Origin of the sequence: Terrimicrobium sacchariphilum, from assembly GCF_001613545.1 — a bacterium.
In the GTDB taxonomy this organism is placed as follows: Bacteria; Verrucomicrobiota; Verrucomicrobiia; order Chthoniobacterales; family Terrimicrobiaceae; genus Terrimicrobium; species Terrimicrobium sacchariphilum.
On record NZ_BDCO01000003.1, the window covers coordinates 25,937 to 44,141 of the forward strand.

Annotated in this window: 14 protein-coding genes and 1 tRNA gene; 7 read left to right on the forward strand and 8 right to left on the reverse strand. The window is 61.3% G+C overall.

From position 1 onward, the window contains the following. Window positions 1-44: 44 nt before the first annotated feature. Window positions 45-599, reverse strand: coding sequence for a hypothetical protein (locus TSACC_RS17740; protein WP_075080820.1), 555 nt, complete (start codon window positions 597-599; stop codon window positions 45-47). 86 nt (window positions 600-685) lie between these two features. Here TSACC_RS17740 and TSACC_RS17745 point away from each other — a divergent pair, with 86 nt between their 5' ends. Together TSACC_RS17745 and TSACC_RS17750 are read left to right on the forward strand one after the other, a co-directional pair. Continuing rightward, window positions 686-1,150, forward strand: a complete 465-nt coding sequence (locus TSACC_RS17745) for a hypothetical protein (protein WP_075080821.1) — start codon at window positions 686-688, stop codon at window positions 1,148-1,150. A 77-nt stretch (window positions 1,151-1,227) separates the two neighbouring features. Next, entirely contained in the window at window positions 1,228-3,777 is a 2,550-nt protein-coding gene (locus TSACC_RS17750; RefSeq protein WP_075080822.1) for an ATP-binding protein, read from the forward strand. Between the two features lie 546 nt (window positions 3,778-4,323). On the opposite strand, the gene TSACC_RS17755 is transcribed toward TSACC_RS17750, so the two are convergent. From TSACC_RS17755 to TSACC_RS17765, 3 genes are all read right to left on the reverse strand, one after another. Then, entirely contained in the window at window positions 4,324-5,076 is a 753-nt protein-coding gene (locus TSACC_RS17755; protein WP_084400639.1) for a class I SAM-dependent methyltransferase, read from the reverse strand. A 172-nt stretch (window positions 5,077-5,248) separates the two neighbouring features. Beyond that, window positions 5,249-5,320 (reverse strand) — tRNA-Lys (locus TSACC_RS17760). 109 nt (window positions 5,321-5,429) lie between these two features. Further along, window positions 5,430-5,942 carry a peroxiredoxin gene (locus TSACC_RS17765; RefSeq protein WP_075080824.1) on the reverse strand — a complete coding sequence of 171 codons (513 nt, stop codon included), beginning with the start codon at window positions 5,940-5,942 and terminating at the stop codon, window positions 5,430-5,432. Window positions 5,943-5,974: 32 nt separating this feature from the next. Here TSACC_RS17765 and TSACC_RS17770 point away from each other — a divergent pair, with 32 nt between their 5' ends. From TSACC_RS17770 to TSACC_RS17780, 3 genes are all read left to right on the forward strand, one after another. After that, a complete protein-coding gene (locus TSACC_RS17770) occupies window positions 5,975-7,357 on the forward strand; it encodes a tetratricopeptide repeat protein (protein WP_075080825.1) in 1,383 nt (460 codons plus the stop codon). A gap of 64 nt (window positions 7,358-7,421) precedes the next feature. Beyond that, a complete protein-coding gene (gene ilvD, locus TSACC_RS17775) occupies window positions 7,422-9,125 on the forward strand; it encodes a dihydroxy-acid dehydratase (protein ID WP_075080826.1) in 1,704 nt (567 codons plus the stop codon). 25 nt (window positions 9,126-9,150) lie between these two features. Beyond that, complete coding sequence (locus TSACC_RS17780) at window positions 9,151-12,582, forward strand: thioesterase domain-containing protein (protein ID WP_075080827.1); 3,432 nt, start codon at window positions 9,151-9,153, stop codon at window positions 12,580-12,582. An 8-nt stretch (window positions 12,583-12,590) separates the two neighbouring features. Here TSACC_RS17780 and TSACC_RS17785 read toward each other — a convergent pair whose 3' ends face one another. Both TSACC_RS17785 and TSACC_RS17790 read right to left on the reverse strand, forming a co-directional pair. Next, window positions 12,591-13,331, reverse strand: coding sequence for a phytoene/squalene synthase family protein (locus TSACC_RS17785; protein ID WP_075080828.1), 741 nt, complete (start codon window positions 13,329-13,331; stop codon window positions 12,591-12,593). Continuing rightward, window positions 13,331-14,350 carry a DUF362 domain-containing protein gene (locus TSACC_RS17790; RefSeq protein ID WP_237764017.1) on the reverse strand — a complete coding sequence of 340 codons (1,020 nt, stop codon included), beginning with the start codon at window positions 14,348-14,350 and terminating at the stop codon, window positions 13,331-13,333. Before TSACC_RS17790 ends, TSACC_RS17785 begins: the two co-directional genes overlap by 1 nt. 74 nt (window positions 14,351-14,424) lie before the next feature. Here TSACC_RS17790 and hemW point away from each other — a divergent pair, with 74 nt between their 5' ends. Then, entirely contained in the window at window positions 14,425-15,513 is a 1,089-nt protein-coding gene (gene hemW / locus TSACC_RS17795; RefSeq protein ID WP_075080830.1) for a radical SAM family heme chaperone HemW, read from the forward strand. A gap of 2 nt (window positions 15,514-15,515) precedes the next feature. On the opposite strand, the gene TSACC_RS17800 is transcribed toward hemW, so the two are convergent. Then, window positions 15,516-15,893 (reverse strand): tetratricopeptide repeat protein, encoded by a 378-nt coding sequence (locus TSACC_RS17800; protein ID WP_075080831.1) that lies wholly within the window; start codon window positions 15,891-15,893, stop codon window positions 15,516-15,518. A gap of 5 nt (window positions 15,894-15,898) precedes the next feature. After that, window positions 15,899-17,395, reverse strand: coding sequence for a peptidylprolyl isomerase (locus TSACC_RS17805; protein WP_075080832.1), 1,497 nt, complete (start codon window positions 17,393-17,395; stop codon window positions 15,899-15,901). A 91-nt stretch (window positions 17,396-17,486) separates the two neighbouring features. Here TSACC_RS17805 and TSACC_RS17810 point away from each other — a divergent pair, with 91 nt between their 5' ends. Beyond that, window positions 17,487-18,200 carry a tetratricopeptide repeat protein gene (locus TSACC_RS17810; RefSeq protein ID WP_075080833.1) on the forward strand — a complete coding sequence of 238 codons (714 nt, stop codon included), beginning with the start codon at window positions 17,487-17,489 and terminating at the stop codon, window positions 18,198-18,200. Window positions 18,201-18,205 lie beyond the last annotated feature (5 nt).

Below are 18,205 nucleotides of genomic sequence, written 5' to 3' on the forward strand. Positions count from 1 at the left end.
CTACACGTGTGTGAGTTTGCGGGGCGGCAACATTGTGTGTGGGGCTATTCTTCCTTTTTGTTCTTCTCGGCTGCCTTGCGCATCGCCTCCAGGAGCGGGTCGCTGCCGAGGAGGGCAAACTGTTGCCCCCGCTGGGTTTGTGAGATTTGCTGAAGGATATTGAGGCAGTTGGAGATGGTTTTTTCGGCCGACCGACGGCGGGCGGCAAAATTCTCCTTCCGCCGATCTTTCTCCTCCGCCACCCATTCATTGTCCGGGAGCAGGCTGCTGATTGGTTTGTCCGCCGCTCGCACCGCTCCTACCTCGGCAGCTGCCTTGGTTTTTGCCCCCGGCAGGCTGGTCAGTTCTCGCAGGATGGCGAGCGTCTGCTGGCGTATGTATGGGTAATTTTCCAGCGTCTCACTCTTCATCGCCGCCGCCAGCACCGTCCCGGCCTCGATCGGCTGTTCGTCAATGTCCTGGAGATACTGCCGTGCAAAATCCCCCAGCATAAGCTGAAACTCGTTCAGCGAAACGCTCGTCGGCCCGAGCGTGCGATCTGCCGCCTGCCCGGAAAGCCCCGCGAGACACAGGAGCGCCAGACTCCCTGCAATTAACACGATTCGCCCGTGTTTTTTGCTTGGGTGGACCGTTGGGATGGGGGATGAGTGGGGCACGACGTCCTTTCTTCACCCAGCCTGACCTTATGTGCGCGCGCTTCAAGTCCAAAGGCATCATCACTAAGCCGGGCGACGAGATCATCCTCGAGACCCCGGAAGGCGAGGTGACCGGAGTCTGGACCAGCTTCGCCCAGGAGGAAAAGATCGATTGGTGGATACGTCGCGAAGGCAACACTCTGGCCCAATATCCTGTCGATGAGATCGCCGAGCGCTCCGACGACACCCGCGAACTCCGCTGGAGCCGCGCCCCCGCAGGTGCAAACCTCCTTTTCGTCGTTTCACCTGAGATTCCCGGCAAGGGTAAACCCTACCGTCCCGCTCGCGTCATCACCCGCCTCGCCACGCCCGAGGAGCTCGCCTACTTCCGCCACCCCCGCTTCCCGCACCTTGGCGAAATCCTCCCCACTGGAGAAATCCAGCCCACCTTCATTACCGCCCCCGTTCCTGTTCCCTCCGATCGTCCCGTCCAGACGGAACTGTTTTTCGGGTAGGGCGGCAATACCCATACTCAGCCTGAATGCTCCCTCAGGAACCGACCTGATGGCGCTCTGCGGCTCTCGGGGTTTCCATGAAGCGCTGGCGTTACGCCTCGAACGATATGACCACCATACCGTCTCCCGATGTCGAACTACAGACAACCCGAGAACGCCTGGATCTGGCCTTGGAGGCTTCGGAGCTGGGGACGTTCTATTGCCCGCTCCCCTTTGGGGCTCTGGAGTGGAATGCCAAGTGCAAGGAGCATTTCTGGCTGCCGCCAGATGCCGAGGTTTCCATCGATCAGTTCTTCGACATCATCCATCCTGACGATCGCGAGCATACCCGCCTAGCCATTGAGAGTACGCTGAACGAACGCCAACGCTACGACATCGCCTATCGTACGGTCTCTCCGGAGGGAAAGATTCGCTGGATTCGCGCCATCGGGCGAGGGTTCTACGATGAGACAGGCAGGCCGACCCGGTTCGACGGCATCACGGTCGATATTACATCGTCCAAGGAGATTGAGCAGGAACTCCGGCATCAGCAGCAGCTTTACGAGGAGATCGCCCGCCGGCTGGAGTTTCTCAACGGTATCTCCGAGGAAACACGCGAGCTGACCAGCCCGGCAGAGGTCATGAGCATCATCTCGGAGCGACTCGGTCTCTTTTTGGGAGTGAACCGCTGCGCCTACGCGGTGGTGCATCTCGATGAGGATGGCTTCACCATCATGGATAATTTCACCGACGGTTGCGGCTCCATCGTCGGGGATTTCCGGCTCTCGGGCTTTGGCCGCGAGATTTATTCGGATCTCCGTGCGGGCAAGACCATCGTGATCAATGATGTCGACACCCATCTCGCGCCGAACGATGGAGCCGAGGCGCTGAAGGTGGTCGATGTCCGGGCGTTGATCTGCTGCCCTCTCATCAAGAAGGGTAAACTGGCAGCCCTCATGGCTGTGCATCACATGCAGCCCCGTGTTTGGAAGACCAACGAGATCACCCTGCTGGAGGAGGTGGTCGAGCGGTCATGGAACTATATCGAACGGGTCTACTCCAATCTCGCCCTCACCGAGAGCGAACTCCGCTTCCGCTCCCTCGTCGGTGCCACGGCTCTCATCGTCTGGCAGGCGGACAAGCATGGCAACATCCTCAGCGAGGTCGCGGGATGGGAGACCTTCACCGGGCAAACGCGTGCCCAATACTCCGGCCGGGGCTGGATGGATGCGGTGCATCCGGATGATCGCGGCCATATGGGCGACTCCTGGAAACAATCCGATCCGCCCGGGCTGAAATTTCAGGCCACCGTGCGTATTCGCCGCCGCGATGGCGTATTTCGCCGCATGCTCATTATTGGCGTGCCGGTGCTGGATGTCGCCGGCTTGATCCGCGAGTGGGTCGGCACCTGCACCGATATCGAGGACAAGCTGACCCTCGAGGATCAGCGCGAGCGCATCATCCATGCCGAACGGACGGCGCGCACGGAAGCCGAGCGAGCCAGCCGGATGAAGGATGAGTTCCTCGCTACGCTCTCCCACGAGTTGCGCACACCCCTGAGCGCCATCCTCGGATGGGCGCAGATCCTGCGCGACGATGCCGGGCTGCCGCCCCAGCTTCAGGAAGCAGCGAAAATCATCGAGCGCAACGCCCGCATGCAGGCTCAGATCATCGACGACCTGCTGGATATGAATCGCATCATCTCCGGCAAGGTTCGCCTCGACGTTCAGCATGTCGAGTTGAGCAAGATCATCGAGTCCTCCGTCGAGACCGTTCGTCCCGCCGCTACGGCAAAAGGCGTGCGCCTTCAGCCCATCCTTGATGGTTCGGCCGGCCCGGTCAGCGGCGACCCGAATCGTCTCCAGCAGGTTTTCTGGAATCTCCTCTCCAACGCCATCAAGTTCACCCCACGCGGCGGCCGCGTGCAGATCATCCTGCAGCGGGTCGACTCGCACATCGAGGTGAGCGTGGCCGATAATGGCGAGGGCCTTGCCCCGGAGTTCCTGCCCTATGTCTTTGACCGCTTCGTGCAGGCCGACTCCTCCTCGACCCGGGGCCATGGCGGCCTGGGCCTTGGGCTGGCCATCGTCCGTCAACTCGTCGAGTTGCATGGAGGGAGCGTGCATGCCGAGAGTCCCGGACCTCATCAGGGCGCCACCTTCACAGTTTCCCTGCCGCTTCTCCCGATTCATGCTCACCCCCCGGCGGAGCGCCGCCACCCGAAGAGCCTGCCGGAAAAACCACGGCCCCTTGAGTCCCTTCCGCGCCTCGATGGCGTGCGCGTGCTCGTGGTCGACGACGAGCCCGACGCCCGCGCGCTGTCCTGCCATCTCCTCACGGCCCAGGGAGCCGAGGTCCAGATGGCGGACTGTGCTGCCGAGGCCTTTGAAATGCTCCGGAAAAACCCGCCTTCCGTGCTGCTCAGTGATATCGGCATGCCACGCGAGGATGGCATTTCGCTGATCAAGCGCATCCGCCAACTCCCGGCCGAGCAGGGAGGGGCTGTCCCGGCCATCGCTCTCACCGCTTACGCTCGCAGCGAGGATCGCACCAGCGCCGTTCTCGCGGGCTTTCAGATGCACGTTGCCAAACCGGTGGAAACCGGCGAACTCCTGGCTGTCGTCGCGAGTTTGGTGGGTCGGGTGTAGAAGCAGTCTTGTTCAAGGAGCGAGTTCGCTTCATTTCCCGGCATTGACGGGGGATGGCAGACTTAACACCTGTTCACACGAACGAACAACTGAATCACAAACTATCGGAAGTGAGGAGCCAATCCGAGAGAGAGATACCGGCTGTTGCAGACCTTGGTTTCGATATTGGTTTTCCGGAAAGCCCAGACAGGACCAAGCCCTGGTTGCCCTTGGGGGATTTGAAAAGGTAGCTTATTTCCAACCCGCACCTTGATCGGGAGTCCCCCTATTTTAGTACTGTTCTGTTGCGTTTTCCTCACATTGCAACGTCCCGACCAAGCTGTTTTGGTAGCTCTGGAAGTGCGCTGGTCGACAAAGATATTCTGAATAAAGGGCGTAGCTGTTCCGAAATGGAAAGTTGAGACTAGCTGCGCGCTCTTGCCTTTTGGCCTGACGACGCGAAGGTCGAGGAAGCAGAGAGCAATGTGCTTCTGATAAAAACGGTTCGCCAATCCAGGCAAAGGGGGCGGCCGGTGGTGCCTGAAGACACTCCCTGGAATAGCTGGCTTATTTGCGAGTCATGGCGGCCCAACTGTCGTCAAAAGGAATGGCTTCCTGTGAATCCGATGCCCAAAAATAGAGATTATGCCGCGATGGAAAGATTGTTTCGAACACGGTTACATGCTCGAAGTGCGGTTTTAAAAATGAGAGGAGATCTTCCTTGTCCTTGAACTCATATTCATGGTGACTAAGTTGCTTCCCGTCGCTCTTTTCCACGATGGTATACCCGGAAAGTATCCCGCCTGGAGCCAATCGCGCTTTGATGGCCTTCATCAACGCATTGATTTCATCCGGAGTGAAGTGCTCGATGGCTGCGTCCCAGACAATATTCTCAAAGGATCCCGTTGGCATTTGTGTTCGGATGTCGGCGAGGACAAATGTCACGTTCGGAGCAGAGTTTTTGTTTTTTGCCGTCTCTATGGCGGCTGGGTCGAAATCGCACGCAATCACGGACTGAGAACGAAGGCTGTAGAAGTTTCGAGCGTTAAATCCATCTCCGCACGCAAGCTCAAGGACTTTTCCTCCCTTTAGCGACAAGGAGCCGAAGCAACCTCGTTCTATCCATAGGTTATTTCGATGGGTAAGCCATTGATGAAAGAGATCAATGTGATGGTCGAAGTGCTCGGGCTGCGGTGATCGTTCCCATTGGCATCGCATAAGCCACTTATGGGTAGAGTTTGCGAATTTTATGCTTAGGCCTGCGAGGAACTGAAGGATACGTTCTTCCTGTTTCTTTGGCAGCTTTCGGAGAATAGTCATTGCAATGGAAAAATGATTTGGACCCTGAGTGTCTGTCCGAAAATCGTAACATTGTCGCGCCTCCGCAAAGTCCTTTGAGATATGTATTCCGGTTTTGATTTTCGTTGCAACCGAAGAATGTCGGCCCAGTTGGTTGGGAACGAGCAAGGGTAGTAGGGAACCAAGAAAAACATGGGTTGGGTGGGACTCGAACCCACAACCAACGCCTTAAAAGGGCGCTGCTCTACCATTGAGCTACCAACCCGGGTCTCTTTCTTTATACCGCGCCGGGAGCGAAGCTCAAGCGGGTATCGGGAAAGCGAACGGCGTATATTCCTCGTTTTTCGAGGAATGGCAAGCGCTCTCTGTGCGAATTACTTCAACGCCGCGGCCGCCTGGCGCACTTCATCGGCTGCTCCCTCGGTCTTCGCCTTCGGGTTCACCCAGGCGATTTTTCCGTCTTTCACGAGGAAAGACTGGCGCTGCGTGATGCCCACGACAGGGATCAGATCGACATGGAACGCCTCGGCCACCTTGCCGTCATGGTCGGCGATGAGAGGGAAGGGGAGGTTGTATTTCTCTTGGAATTTTTTCTGCGCCTCGACCGTGTCCTTGCTCACGCCCACGACCTGGATGCTCGCGCCGCCGAGGCTGGCGTAGGAGTCGCGTAGCGAGCAGGCCTGCTTTGTGCAGCCCGGTGTGTCGGCTTTTGGGTAGAAATACACCAGGGTGACCCCCTTGGCGTAGATCGCCGCGAGGTCGAGCGGTTTGCCGTCCTGGTCGATGGCGGCAGGGGTGGGGGCGGGTGAACCGACCTCGAGAGGGGCGGCGTTACCGAAGAGTCCGAAGAATGTCATGGCAAGAAGGGTGAGTATTGCTCGTTTCATGGAAATTTCGTTGTAGGGTACCATCCATCGAAATGCTCAGAAGTCGACTCCTCCGTTACGCTGCGATTGTTGTTTTGGGTGCGGCCATTTGCGGGCTTCTCTGGCTCGTCCCGGCGTTGCTGGTGGGACCGGCCTTGGAAAGCTGGGCTTCCGCCGCCCGTGGGATGTATCCGCAACTCTTTATCCCGGAGCTTCATACGTCCTTGGATGGTGTCTCCGGCCTCCTTTGGAGGCTCGGCGGTGCGAGCGGCCTGGGCTTTCTCGTGGCGGTGATGGGTTTTTTCAAGGGCTTCGCCATCGGTGGCATCCTGACCGCCCTCCTGCTCCTCGCCTGGCAACTCCGCCCGCGTCTGTGGCAATGGCTGGCTGGCGGTCTGGCCGCCCTCGCGTATCTCGGGGCCTGCGCCCTCGCGATCGTTCAGATGGCGACCCTCGATCGGAGCTTCGTGCAATCCCGGGAGCTGAACGGCCCGTTCAACCTTCTCGACGAATGGAAGGGTGGCCCGCTCTTCGTTTCCCGTTCCGGCCTTCCGTTTGTTGTCCTGCGCGATCCGGCGGCCGCGAAAGACCTTACCGAGGCCGCCGCCTTCAAACTGGCCAACGATACTGCCGCCTGGCGCGAACAATTGCGGAAATCTGACTGGCAGACCGTCATTCTCACCGGGCCGAACATCGAATTTCGCCCGCTCCTCAATCACCTCCTCGACTCGCCCGACTGGCATCTCGCCGCCGTGACGAACCAAGGCTACGTCTTTCTCCGTGGCGCCGGGGCGACTCCGCATGAGTTCGACCCCATGAAATTCCAGCTCGGCAGCGACCGCGAAACCGCTGTCTATCTCGCTGCGCTGGCCGATCGCTACGAGGCTCTCCGCGACACCCGCAGCGCACGCGATTGCATCACCCGCGCCCTCAAACTCGCCGGCAACGACGCCACGGTCCTCTCCTACGCCGCCGCCATCGAGGCCGGGCACAAGCGCTGGGCGGATTCCCTGGGGTTCGCCGACCGTGCTCTTTCCGCCGATCCGCGTTCCTCCTACGCGCTGCTGCTCAAGACCCTCGCCCTTCTCGAGACCGGCCGCCCCGACAAGGCCGAGCCGCTGGCTCGCCAGTTGATGGAGCGCGCACCCAATGACACCTATACGCTCTTCCTCTACGCCCGCGTTTGCCGCGAACTCCGCGACTCCCATACCGAGGCCGAGACTTTGCAGAAACTCATTGCTGTCTCGCAACGGCAGGGCCTCGCCATACCGCCGAATTACTACGTCTATCTCGGCCAGGCCTACGTCCTCATCGGCGACGCCCCACAGGCCGCCGCAGCCTACCACAAGGCCCTCGAGATTCCCGGTCTCGGCCCGGAGTTGACCGAGTCCGTGCGCGATGCCCTGAAAACGGTGGAATCCAAAATCCGCCGCTGATTCCGCCCGCCCTGCCGCCCTTGCCTAGAGAGACGCGACCCACTAGACTCCCAACCTTCCACAAATGAGCTCCAAGACCCGCACGAAGCCCAACCTTCGCCCCCACTCCTCACTCGTGCTCGATGGCGAGAGCCGCGCGCCCAGTCGCGCCATGCTCTACCCCGTCGGGTACAAGGACAGCGATTTCAGCAAATCCCAGATCGGCGTCGCGTCGACCTGGAGCATGGTCACTCCGTGCAACATGCACATCGACCAGCTTGCCCGCGAGGCAGCCATCGGCGTCGACGGCGCGGGCGGGAAGGCCACCATTTTCAACACCATCACCATCTCCGATGGCATCTCCATGGGCACCGAGGGGATGAAATACTCGCTCGTGTCGCGCGAGGTCATCGCCGACTCCATTGAGACGGTCGTGGGCTGCCAGGGTTTCGACGGCTTCGTCGCCATCGGCGGCTGTGACAAGAACATGCCGGGCTGCTGTATTGCCATCGCCCGCCTGGACCGCCCCGCCGTGTTTGTGTACGGAGGAACCATTCTGCCGGGCTGCCTGAATGGCAAAAACCTCGACGTCGTCTCCGTCTTTGAGGCGGTCGGCGCGGAGGCTGCGGGCAAGATCACTCCGAAGGAAATGCACGAGGTCGAGTCCTGCGCGATTCCCGGCCCCGGCTCCTGCGGCGGCATGTACACAGCCAATACGATGGCATCCGCCATCGAGGCCATGGGCCTCAGCCTACCCAACAGCTCGGCCCAGGCTGCCGTTTCCGCCCACAAGGTGAAGGACTGCCGCGAGGCAGGCGCTGCGGTTTTGAATCTCCTGAAGCGCGGCATCCGCCCATCGGATATCTTCTCGAAGGAATCCCTGGAGAACGCCATCACCGTGGTCATCGCCCTTGGTGGTTCGACCAATGCCGTGCTGCATCTCCTCGCCATCGCCCACGCGGCCAACGTGAAGCTCACGATCGACGACTTCACCCGCATCGGCAAGCGCGTGCCGGTATTGGCTGATCTCAAGCCGAGCGGCCGTTTCCTCATGAGCCAGCTCGTCGAGATCGGCGGCATCGTCCCGATGATGAAGGACCTGCTCCACGCGGGCCTCCTCCACGGCGACTGCCTCACCGTCACCGGCAAGACGCTCAAACAAAACCTCGCCGCCTTCAAACCCTACCCGAAGGGCCAGCAGATCATCGCCCCGCTCAAGAAGCCCCTCAAGCCCGAGAGCCATCTCGTCATCCTGCGTGGTAACCTCGCGCCCGACGGTTCCGTGGCCAAGATCAGCGGCAAGGAGGGCGAGCGCTTCAGCGGCAAAGCCCGCGTTTTTGATAGCGAGGAGACCGCGATGTCGGCCATCCTCGACGGCAAGATCAAGAAGGGCGACGTCATCGTCATCCGCTACGAAGGGCCGCGCGGCGGTCCCGGCATGCGCGAGATGCTCTCGCCTACCAGTGCCGTCATGGGCCGCGGCCTCGGAAAGGATGTCGCCCTCATCACGGACGGACGCTTCTCCGGCGGTACGCATGGCTTTGTCGTCGGCCACATCACGCCCGAGGCGTTCGATGGCGGCCCGCTGGCCATCGTCAAAAACGGCGACGCGATCACCATCGACGCCGTCACCCGCACTCTCACGCTCGGCCTCTCCAAGAAGGAAATCTCCGACCGCCTCGCCAAGTGGAAGCGTCCGAAGCCCCGGTACCGCCGTGGCGTGCTCGCCAAGTACGCTGCCAGCGTGACCACCGCCTCGCTCGGCGCTGTCACCGACGCCGGTCTCTAGTAGTACCCACTCCCGATCTCTCTCCATGCGCGACTCCTCTGCCTCCGCCGGTCTTTCCACCGCCGTTTTCCTCCACAAGGAAGCGGCGGACCCCGCTGTGCAAAATGCCCAGCTTTCCGTCAGCTTCGGTGAAAAAATCGAAGCTGGGAAAATCCGGGACACCTGGAACAGCCTGCTGGCGGCCAAGGCGCTCCTGCGCGCGGGCATCTACCAGACGCCCGAGGGCTGCGTGCTTCGCGAGGCCGCAGCGAGAGAAATGCGCTGGCAGCATCTCGATTGGACAAAGGATGACCGTGAGGGCATCCCGGTCCAGTGGGGCGCGTTGCTGGCCTCGGAAGCCGAAATGTCTTTTGCCCTCGAGGGTGCGCCGCTTTTCCGCGGTGTCACTATCGAGCTCCCGGGCGGCGGGACGCACCTGCTCCTGACCTTCCCGCAGTGCCTCCTGAGCGAGGAGGAAATCTACCGGCTCCTCTCGGAATATCTCGCCGCCATTGATGGACATGCTCCGGCGCATGAAACCGAGATTCCCGCCACGTCCTCCGGCGATGCCTCGACGGATTGGTGGAAGGAACACGCCAAGGCGGCACCGTTCACGCTGGCTCTCCATCCTGCTTCGGACGCCCTGCGCACCCCGGCCTCCGTTTCCCACCTTTACCAGCGCGACGACTCCCGCGGACTCCACAACGCCGCATCGAAACTCGGCGTCAGCCTCGGCACGCTTATTCAGGGCGTCGCCGCCATCGTCATCGGCCGCCTCGGCTCCGCTCCCGACTTCACCTGGCTCTCGAATCCTCCCGGCGTCTCGCATCTTCTGCCCACCCCGGTTTCGCTGAAAGGAAGCCAGACCTTTTCGGACTGGATCACCGCCTTCGAACTTGACGAACAGGACCGCGCCGCGCACGCCGGGGTTTCGCTTCCGGGCATCCTCCCTGTCCTCGGTCGCCGCCTTGCGGAATACCCGATCGCCTTCCGCTCGCTGCCCGCGTCCGTCAGCGACCGCATTCAAGCCGCTCAGCCGCGCTGGATGAATTTCGATGCCAAGATCATGGGCCGTCCGCTGACGCCGGTCTCCATCGACCTGCACGATGGCTCCCGCATTTCGCTCGAGGTTTTCTACACCGCCGATCGCTGGACTTCCGAGCAGGCCGACCGCGTGCTCGCGCGGCTCCTGTCGGCCATTGCGGGGGTATTGGCAGATCCCGAGATCGAGCTTGGCGCCCTGACTGGCGCGCTCGATACCGATACCCTTCCTGCCGTGACCTGTGTGCCGCTGCCCTCTGCGGGCAAGAGCTTCGAGGAGCGTATCTGCGACACCGCGGCGAAGCTCTCCACCGAGCTTGCCGTGCAGGGCGAGGGCGAGGCCGCTCTTTCCTACGGCGACCTCCTTTCTCATGCCCGGTCGCTTGCGTCCTATCTCAAGCAGGAAAATCTCGCTGAGGGCTGGGTGATCGCCGTGTGTCTCGTGCCCACTCCCTGGCTGCCCGTGGCCCTGCTGGGCATCGCCCTCGCGGGCGACACCTGCGTCGCGCTTGATCCCGAGGCCGCCCGCGAATGGCTCGCCGACAAGGCCGCCTCCTGCGATGCCGAACTCGTCATTTGCGATTCCCGGACCGCATCATTTTTTGAGGGAGGCTCCCGCCGCGTTCTGGTCATCGACCAGCACTGGGAGACGATTGCCGCCGCCCCGGTTTTCGAAAAGATCAGCCACGAGCCCAAGACAGCGTACCTCCTGCTCGGCACCGAGAGCGATCCCGCCCCAAGGGTCGCCTCGATCCAGCCCGATTTCGTCGGCTCCGTCCTCAAGGAATCCATCGCCCGCTGGCGGCTGCGCCCCGGTTCAAGCATTCCGCTGAATTTTTCCGCGGGCACAGGCGCATTCCTCGAGGTGCTGCTTTCCGCTCTTGCGTCTGGGGCGACGATCCTCCTGCCGCCGACGGCCTCGGTCGCTTCCAGCTTTGCGTGGAATCCCACCCACCTCCGCCTCAGTCTCTTCCAGTGGCGCAATCTCCTCGCCGAGCTTCGCCGTGGCTCCGTTACACTTCCAGAATCGCTTCGTGCCGTCGCCATTGAGGCCGATGCCGTGCCTGCTGATCTCTTCGCGGAATGGCTGACCTTTGCCGGGGAGGAAATCGCCACCCACATCTTCTGGAGCCCGGTGTCGAATGCCGGTCTCGGCATCCGCTCGTTCGTGAAAGGCGGCTCCGCAGCGACCCTGCCCGCCACGGGTTTTCCGACCCCTGGCCTGTCTGTCACGTTTGTCGACGCTCTCGGCCGCGACCTTCCGCCGCATATCGAGGGGGAGGCTCTGATCAAGCTCATTGATGGTGACCAGGAGTGGAAAATGCCTGCCTGGCGCGACGAGCACGGCGCGTTTTATTTCCTCACGGAGAGCTGTGCCGAGGCGAAAATCCGCCAGACTCTCGGCGTGCTCGATACCGTTGTTGCCGAAGTCGACTCGCGTCGTGGCGCATGGGTTTTGCGCAAGTCCGATGCACTTCCCGCGAATGCGCTGGAGCAGATCAATGGCGTCCTGTCCTCCGCTCGCAAAATCGACTTTGTTCAGGAGGTCGACCTGTTTCCCGTCACTCCCGTGGGCGAATTGAAGGTTGCCGCCCTTCCGACCCCCGCGAGAATCGCCAAGCCGAAGCAACAGGCCAAACCCGAGCCTGCGCCCGCTCCGAAAGCCTCCGCAGCCCCCCGGGTTCCCGAGGCGCGTCCGGCTGAGTCTTCCGTTGCCGCCGAGTCCGCGCCGCAGCCGGCCCCGCAGCCCGTGCGCCGCGATTGGGAGCCTCTCGTCCTGCTCAGCCGTGAACCTTCCACGCCGAACCTCATCCTCGTCCACGACGCAGGCGGCGATCCCGCTGTGTATGATTCGCTGGCTGCGACTCTGCGCGGAGACTGGACTATTTATGCCACAGCAGCCCGCGGCTTTCACCAGCCTGAGTCCTGCCATGAGGCTGTCGAGGACGAAGCCGCCGCGCTTGTACGCGCTCTCATTGATCTCGACCCTGTCGGTCCCTATCACCTCTTCGGCTATGGTTACGGCGCTCTGCTCGCCTACGAAATGGCTCGCCAGCTTCGCGAGACGAACCGTCCCGTGCATTACCTTGCCCTAGCCGGCACGCCGCCGGAATTGCAGGGCGGCAAGGTCTGGCTGCGTTCGTTCACCCGCCTGTTCTCCGGTCAGGCTGCGCAGCGCGAAATTCCCGCCACGCCCGCAGGCGAGGCCCATCTCCGCGCTACCCGAGCCTATCGCCCGGCACCCCTTGACGGCCCCGCAGGCGTCATTCTCGGCTCCGACCAGGGTCGCGATGTGGAGAATGCCTGGCTTAATGCCATTCCCGAGGGATTTGTCGAGCGTGTGACCAATCCGGTCGCCTCGCTCCTCGATGAACCTGGCGTAAAGCGCCTCGCTGTCATTCTGCGTGAGTGGGCCGTGCCTTCCGCTGAGGAATAGGCCGGCTTTTAGTAAATCACGCTCCTCGCCAGCAGGAGCCAGACCCGGCTGCGGGCGACTTTCACGCGCGGGGCGCCGGGATTCTTCTCGATCAATTCGAGCGTCTCGCGCCCGAGCAGCAGCGGCAGCGCGCATGCCATGCGCAGGCGGCGAATCCGTAGCGCCTTCACGTATTTCTCCGCGCCGAGCAAGTGCCCCCGTGCCACCGCCAGCGCATGACTGATGGATTCTGGGCGGAGATAAACCCGCCCGAGAGACGAATCCGCCGCGCGGTCGCGCAGCACGTTCACGTATTGCAGCCCTTTGCCAAATTGCACCCCCGCCTCCAGCATTTCCTCGTGCGGCAGACTGGCAAAGTGCGGCAGATGTTTCGTGCAAACGCGGGTCCAGAATTCTCCCACGCAGCCCGCCACGAGATAGGTGTAGCGATCGAGTTCCGCGGCGCTGAGCGGGGGCGCGCCGGGGGGGAAGCGGGAGCCGTCAAAGTCCTGCCCTTCCTGGATGGTCGCCCAGACCGAGGCGATTTCCTCACGGTCCTCGCTGGCCTTCAATGCCGCGCGAAGCTCGTCCTCTCTCGCGAGCAGTTCTCTCTCGGAATCGGAGGTCGCTCCATCTGCCTTGGTGTCCGAGAGCCGGGCGAGCAGATAGGCCAGTGCGATCGTGGGGCGTACGCGGGGAGGCAGCAGGCGCAGGGTAAGATAAAACGATCGCGAGACCTCGCGGAGCAGGCGCCAGTCGATCTCAGGCATCACCGCAGGGCTTCCACTCCCACCCGGAGCAACTCCGTGCGAGTCTCGGAGAACTGACCCAGCCCCAGTTGCGCTCCCGATTCGATCCAGGCGCATGCCGGCTTGATGGAAGGCAGCTTGCTGCCCTTGCGCAGTTCGTCAATCAGTCGCACTGCCGTGGCGTCGATTGCGATGACATCCGTGCTGGCAAAGATGGTGAAGTTGTTCACGGCAAAGTTCGGATTCGGCATCGGTCCGCCCGCATACTGGATCACGAGCGCATCCATCATTGTGAGCGCCACCTTGTCCTTTACCAGTTCATCGGCGTAAACCTCCGCGAGATACGATCCGCCGTCCATCGAGGCCTGACCAAACCGTCGCCAGTTATCGAGGTTGAAGACTGTCATATTGACGATCCCGCCATTGATTCCCGTCATGAAACTGTCAGTCATCGCCGGCACATTGATCACTTTCGTTACCGACTTGCTCAGTACCTTGGCAAAGAAGCTCCGGCTGCTGAGCTGGTCGCCGTTGGAGAGACGGTCGGAGATGCGCGAGCCGTCTCGTTTGCCAAACTGGCTGTCTCCCCAGATCAGCTTGCCCAGTACCGGCGCGCTCACCTGTGCGTCCTGGTCGTAGCCGTTCTGCGGATCGATGCCCTGGAGGATGTAGAGTGGATTGTCCTTGCGAAATCCCGCCGCCAGCAGGTCATCGATATTGCGATCCCACACGATGATGTTGCGGGCCGGTACGCCGGATTCGATGAGTCCACGAGCGATGGCGTCGACCACCTCCGGATGTGTGCCGCTTGTCGCCTGTCCGCTGGCGGAAACCTTGATACCCACCACATCGGATGGCGTGACGTACTTTGCCCAGGCCTGCGCTACCGTCGGCTTCTGGGCGAGATTGCAGATGAGAGAGTCCACCATGCGCTGGACCGTGCGTGGATTGGCCCGGTTTCCTTCTGAAAGTGCGGAGCCGTCGATCGCGTAGTAAACCTTCGATTTCGGGGGCGGGGGAGGCAGATCCGACTGGGCCATCGCCATTCCGCCGACAATCCCTGCACAAAACATCCACGCGACTGCCCATTTTCTGCTACCGTGGCCCCTCAGCCATGGTCGAACATCTCTACGCGCACATTCCATTCTGTCCGAAGGTGTGCCCGTATTGCAGTTTTTACAAGGAGGCAAGCGATCGGAATAAAACTCGCGCGTACCTCGATGCCATGCTCCGCGAGGCGGAACTCTGGGGCGACCGGCTCCAGCCACGCACGATTTTCTTCGGCGGCGGCACTCCGACCGCCCTTTCCACCTCGCAACTCGACTACCTCATTTCCGGCCTGCGTGAGCGCATGGATTTCTCTCGACTGGAGGAGTTCACCATCGAGATGAATCCCGCCACCGTCTCGCTGGAGAAAGCCTCACGCCTCCGGGAACTGGGCGTCAACCGCGTCAGCATGGGAGTACAGAGCTGGGATCCCGGCCTGCTGGAAACCCTCGGCCGCGTGCACTCAAAAGATCAGGCTCTCCGTAGCTACGCCATTCTGCGTGAGGCAGGCTTCCGAAATATCAACCTCGACTTTATCTTTGGCATCCCCGGCCAGACCGTGGACCAGTGGGTTGATACCTTGCGCCAGACCATTGCACTTCAGCCACAGCATATTTCATCTTATTGCCTTACCTATGAGGAGGATACGGAATATTTTCTCCGTCTGGGCCGTGGGGAGTTCTCCCAGGACCCTGAGGTCGATGCCGCCCTTTTCGAGCTTACGATGGAGACGCTGGAGGGTGCGGGTTATGCACAGTACGAGATTTCCAACTACGCCCGAGCAGGGCGTGAGTGCCGGCACAATCTTGCCTACTGGCTTGGCGCGGACTACATCGGCCTCGGCCCCAGCGCCTTTTCCACCTTCGGAGGGGAGCGCTGGAAAAATGTCAGTGATACTTCGGATTATGTCGCTCGCGTGAATGCCGGGGTCACCCGGGCCGATTTTGTCGAGCCGGTCGATGCCGCCACCCGGCAGGCCGAGGTGGTCGCCTTTTCGCTCCGCACAAGTCGAGGTGTCGATGTGAGCCTCGTCCCCGAGGAAAAAACCAGCGAACTCGCTGCGCTCGGCTATCTCACACGTTGCGGCGATCGCTGGCTGCTCACACGCAAGGGACGCATGGTGGCCGATGAACTCGCTGGCCAGCTGATCGAGTAGGTTTACTGTTCCTGCTGCTGCTGCTGCGGTAGTGGGACATCGTCTTTGCGAATCTTCCCGCCCCACGAGAGAATGCGCGCCTTCACGCCCGCCGACTCCGCTTCCTTGATCTGGTGGTTGCGGACGTAAAAGAGCGACAGGCTCGACCAGGCGAGCTGATCGTTGGGATTCAAATCGACCGCCTTCAGTCCGGCCTCGATCGCCTCGGGATACCGGCCGGACTTCATCAGAGCCATGCCGAGAGCGTGCCACGCGTCGAAGTACGTGGCATCCATCTCGACGCAGTTCCGGTATTTCTCGATTGCGGCGTCGAGGTCCCCCAGGGCGATATCGCCCGTCGCATCCTCAAACAACTCGACCGCCGCAGGGTCTGGGGTCATGAGTGTTAGCGGGTGCGGCCGAGAGGTGTGATCTTGGCTGCCTCGCGGGCGTCATCCAGCCAGCTCAGGAAGAGCAGCTTGCGCTTGCCCTCGAGCAGATCGTTTTCCACAGAGACTCGCTGACTGGCTTGATCTGCGGCAGCGGCATCGGTCGGTGCGCGGGATTGGAGATACAGGGCCACTCCGCCATCCGCCGTCGGGATGTAGTTCGTCAGCTGCGCCGGCTGGAGCAGGAGTGTCAGCTTCACCGCCTCGTATGGGATGTTCTGCTCGAGAAGCTTTTGCGGCTCGAGGCCGGTCAGCGTGTCGACCTTGAGGCCGAGAGCCAGGGCAGCTTCCGGGAGGGGTTTGCCTGCGGCAATGGCCTCGCGCAACTGAGCCACGGCTTTCTGGCCGTTTTCCGCCGCGAGACGCTCGGCCTTGATCAGTTTCAACCGTGCCTCCGCGATCGGGCGCACTTCGTCAACCGTCAATGCACGCTCCGGCGTGATCGTCTCCAGCTTCAGCACGAAGAATTTGTCACCGGCCTGCACCACGTCGCTCACCGGTGTTTTCTCGCTCAAAAGGAACGCCTGGGGTGCGATCTCGGGCAACTCCGTAATCGCCACCCCTTCCTTCGCGCGTCCCATTTTGTCAAATGCCGCCGAGGTTTGCACCGTCAGTCCCGCCTGTTGCGCTGCCGTGTCAAAACCGCCTATGGCCTTTTCTGCAAAGGCGGCGGCGGTGTCGGCGAGGTGTTGCATGGCCTCGACCTTCTTCCCGCTGTCGGTCTGGTTCGCCGCGTCGGCAGGGAGGGAGAATTCTACGAACTTCACCACCCGCGTCTCCGGGCTGGTCATCTTGTTGCGATTGAAGAACTCGGTGATTTCCTCCTGCGCGATTGCCGCGCTCGCCTCATTGGCAATGGCCGGGAAGCGTATCACCTGCACATCCACCTTCTGGAAGATCCGCAGGGCTTCGTCGACCTCTGCGGCACCCACTGTGGCGGGGGCGGAGATGAAGCTCTTGATCTTCTCCAGGCGCAGGCTGTCGCGCACCACCGTCTCGAGCTGGATCTCGGTGAAACCGCGCGGCCCGAGCTGCTCCTGCACAAATCTGGCGTATTTCTGGTAATCAAACTTTCCGTCCGTCTGGAAGACCGGCAGAGACTGTATGCGCTCTGCGATCTGCTCCGGCGTGGGTTCCACGCCCAGGAGGCCTGCCTGATGCTGCAGCACGAGCAGGTTGAAAATGAAATCCTCCACTGCGCGCTGTTCGTTCTGGGAAAGTCCCCCCAGCTCCGACAGCAGCTCAAACTGGCCGAGTGCTCGCGCGAGGGTGAAATTTTTCACTTCTCGATCAATATCGGTCTGCGTGTAGGTCTTTCCGTAAATCTGCACCAGCCCGCTGGACTGGAACTGCTTCATATTGCCCGGGTCGTAAAGCCATGCGAAGGCCACGATTACGACGACGGTGATGATCAGGAAGAGCTTGCGCTGGTGGGTGCGGAGAGTCGTTAACATGAAAAAGGGCTGCGAAACTGTTGATTTGCGGGAGAGTTGTGATTAAAGCAGTTATCGGATGAAAGCAAGTGCGTCCCCCCGTACATGGATAGTGTCTTTACTGGCCCTCGCGGCCTGCGGGTCTTTCGCATTCGCTCAGGATGCCGTTGTACAGAAGAATGGAGTCCGCAGCGAAGGCCAGATTTTAGGCGTCGCCGCCGGTAAGATCAAAATCAAGGTCGGCCCGGTCGAAACCTCCATTGCCCTCGATCAGGCTGCCTCCGTCACCAAGGAGGCTCCCAAGTCCTTCACCGAAGGCATCGCTGCCTGGGATTCAGGCAATGCCGCCCAGGCTCTGCCCCTGATCAAGTCGACAGTCGATACCTTCCGCGGATTGCCTACTCCCTGGGCGGAACGCGCCTCGGCCCTCCTTGGGGATATTTATCTGTCTCTCAACCAGGTGCCAGCCGCTGAGACCGCATTTGCCGAGTTTCAAAAAGCCTATCCTGGCTCAACCTCCCAGTCCGACATCGGCCTCGCGCACCTCGCAGTCGAGAAAAAGGATTTTGCCTCTGCCAAGGCCAAGCTTGAGCCGATTGTCGCCGAGGCCCAGGGCGTCGCGCTTGCCCCCGAGGGCAAAGGGGCCATGTATGGGAAGGCTTTCTTTTTGATGGGAGTGATCCGTGAGTCCGAGGGAGACCTTCCCGAGGCTCTTCGCGATTACCTGAGCACGGTGACCTTGTTCTATGAGGACCAGGCCGTTGTTGCCAAGGCACGCGAGCGCGCAGATATTCTCGTCAAAGAAAAGCAAGTGATAGTTCCCTAACCGCC

Bases quoted from the DNA above. Each gene is read 5' to 3' on its own strand.
- TSACC_RS17750 (WP_075080822.1), top strand. From the start codon at position 1,228: ATGAAGCGCTGGCGTTACGCCTCGAACGATATGACCACCATACCGTCT.
- hemW (WP_075080830.1), top strand. From the start codon at position 14,425: ATGGTCGAACATCTCTACGCGCACATTCCATTCTGTCCGAAGGTGTGC.
- TSACC_RS17785 (WP_075080828.1), bottom strand. From the start codon at position 13,331: ATGCCTGAGATCGACTGGCGCCTGCTCCGCGAGGTCTCGCGATCGTTT.
- TSACC_RS17765 (WP_075080824.1), bottom strand. From the start codon at position 5,942: ATGAAACGAGCAATACTCACCCTTCTTGCCATGACATTCTTCGGACTC.
- TSACC_RS17770 (WP_075080825.1), top strand. From the start codon at position 5,975: ATGCTCAGAAGTCGACTCCTCCGTTACGCTGCGATTGTTGTTTTGGGT.
- TSACC_RS17800 (WP_075080831.1), bottom strand. From the start codon at position 15,893: ATGACCCCAGACCCTGCGGCGGTCGAGTTGTTTGAGGATGCGACGGGC.
- ilvD (WP_075080826.1), top strand. From the start codon at position 7,422: ATGAGCTCCAAGACCCGCACGAAGCCCAACCTTCGCCCCCACTCCTCA.
- TSACC_RS17745 (WP_075080821.1), top strand. From the start codon at position 686: ATGTGCGCGCGCTTCAAGTCCAAAGGCATCATCACTAAGCCGGGCGAC.
- TSACC_RS17790 (WP_237764017.1), bottom strand. From the start codon at position 14,350: ATGGCCCAGTCGGATCTGCCTCCCCCGCCCCCGAAATCGAAGGTTTAC.
- TSACC_RS17780 (WP_075080827.1), top strand. From the start codon at position 9,151: ATGCGCGACTCCTCTGCCTCCGCCGGTCTTTCCACCGCCGTTTTCCTC.
- TSACC_RS17805 (WP_075080832.1), bottom strand. From the start codon at position 17,395: ATGTTAACGACTCTCCGCACCCACCAGCGCAAGCTCTTCCTGATCATC.
- TSACC_RS17755 (WP_084400639.1), bottom strand. From the start codon at position 5,076: ATGACTATTCTCCGAAAGCTGCCAAAGAAACAGGAAGAACGTATCCTT.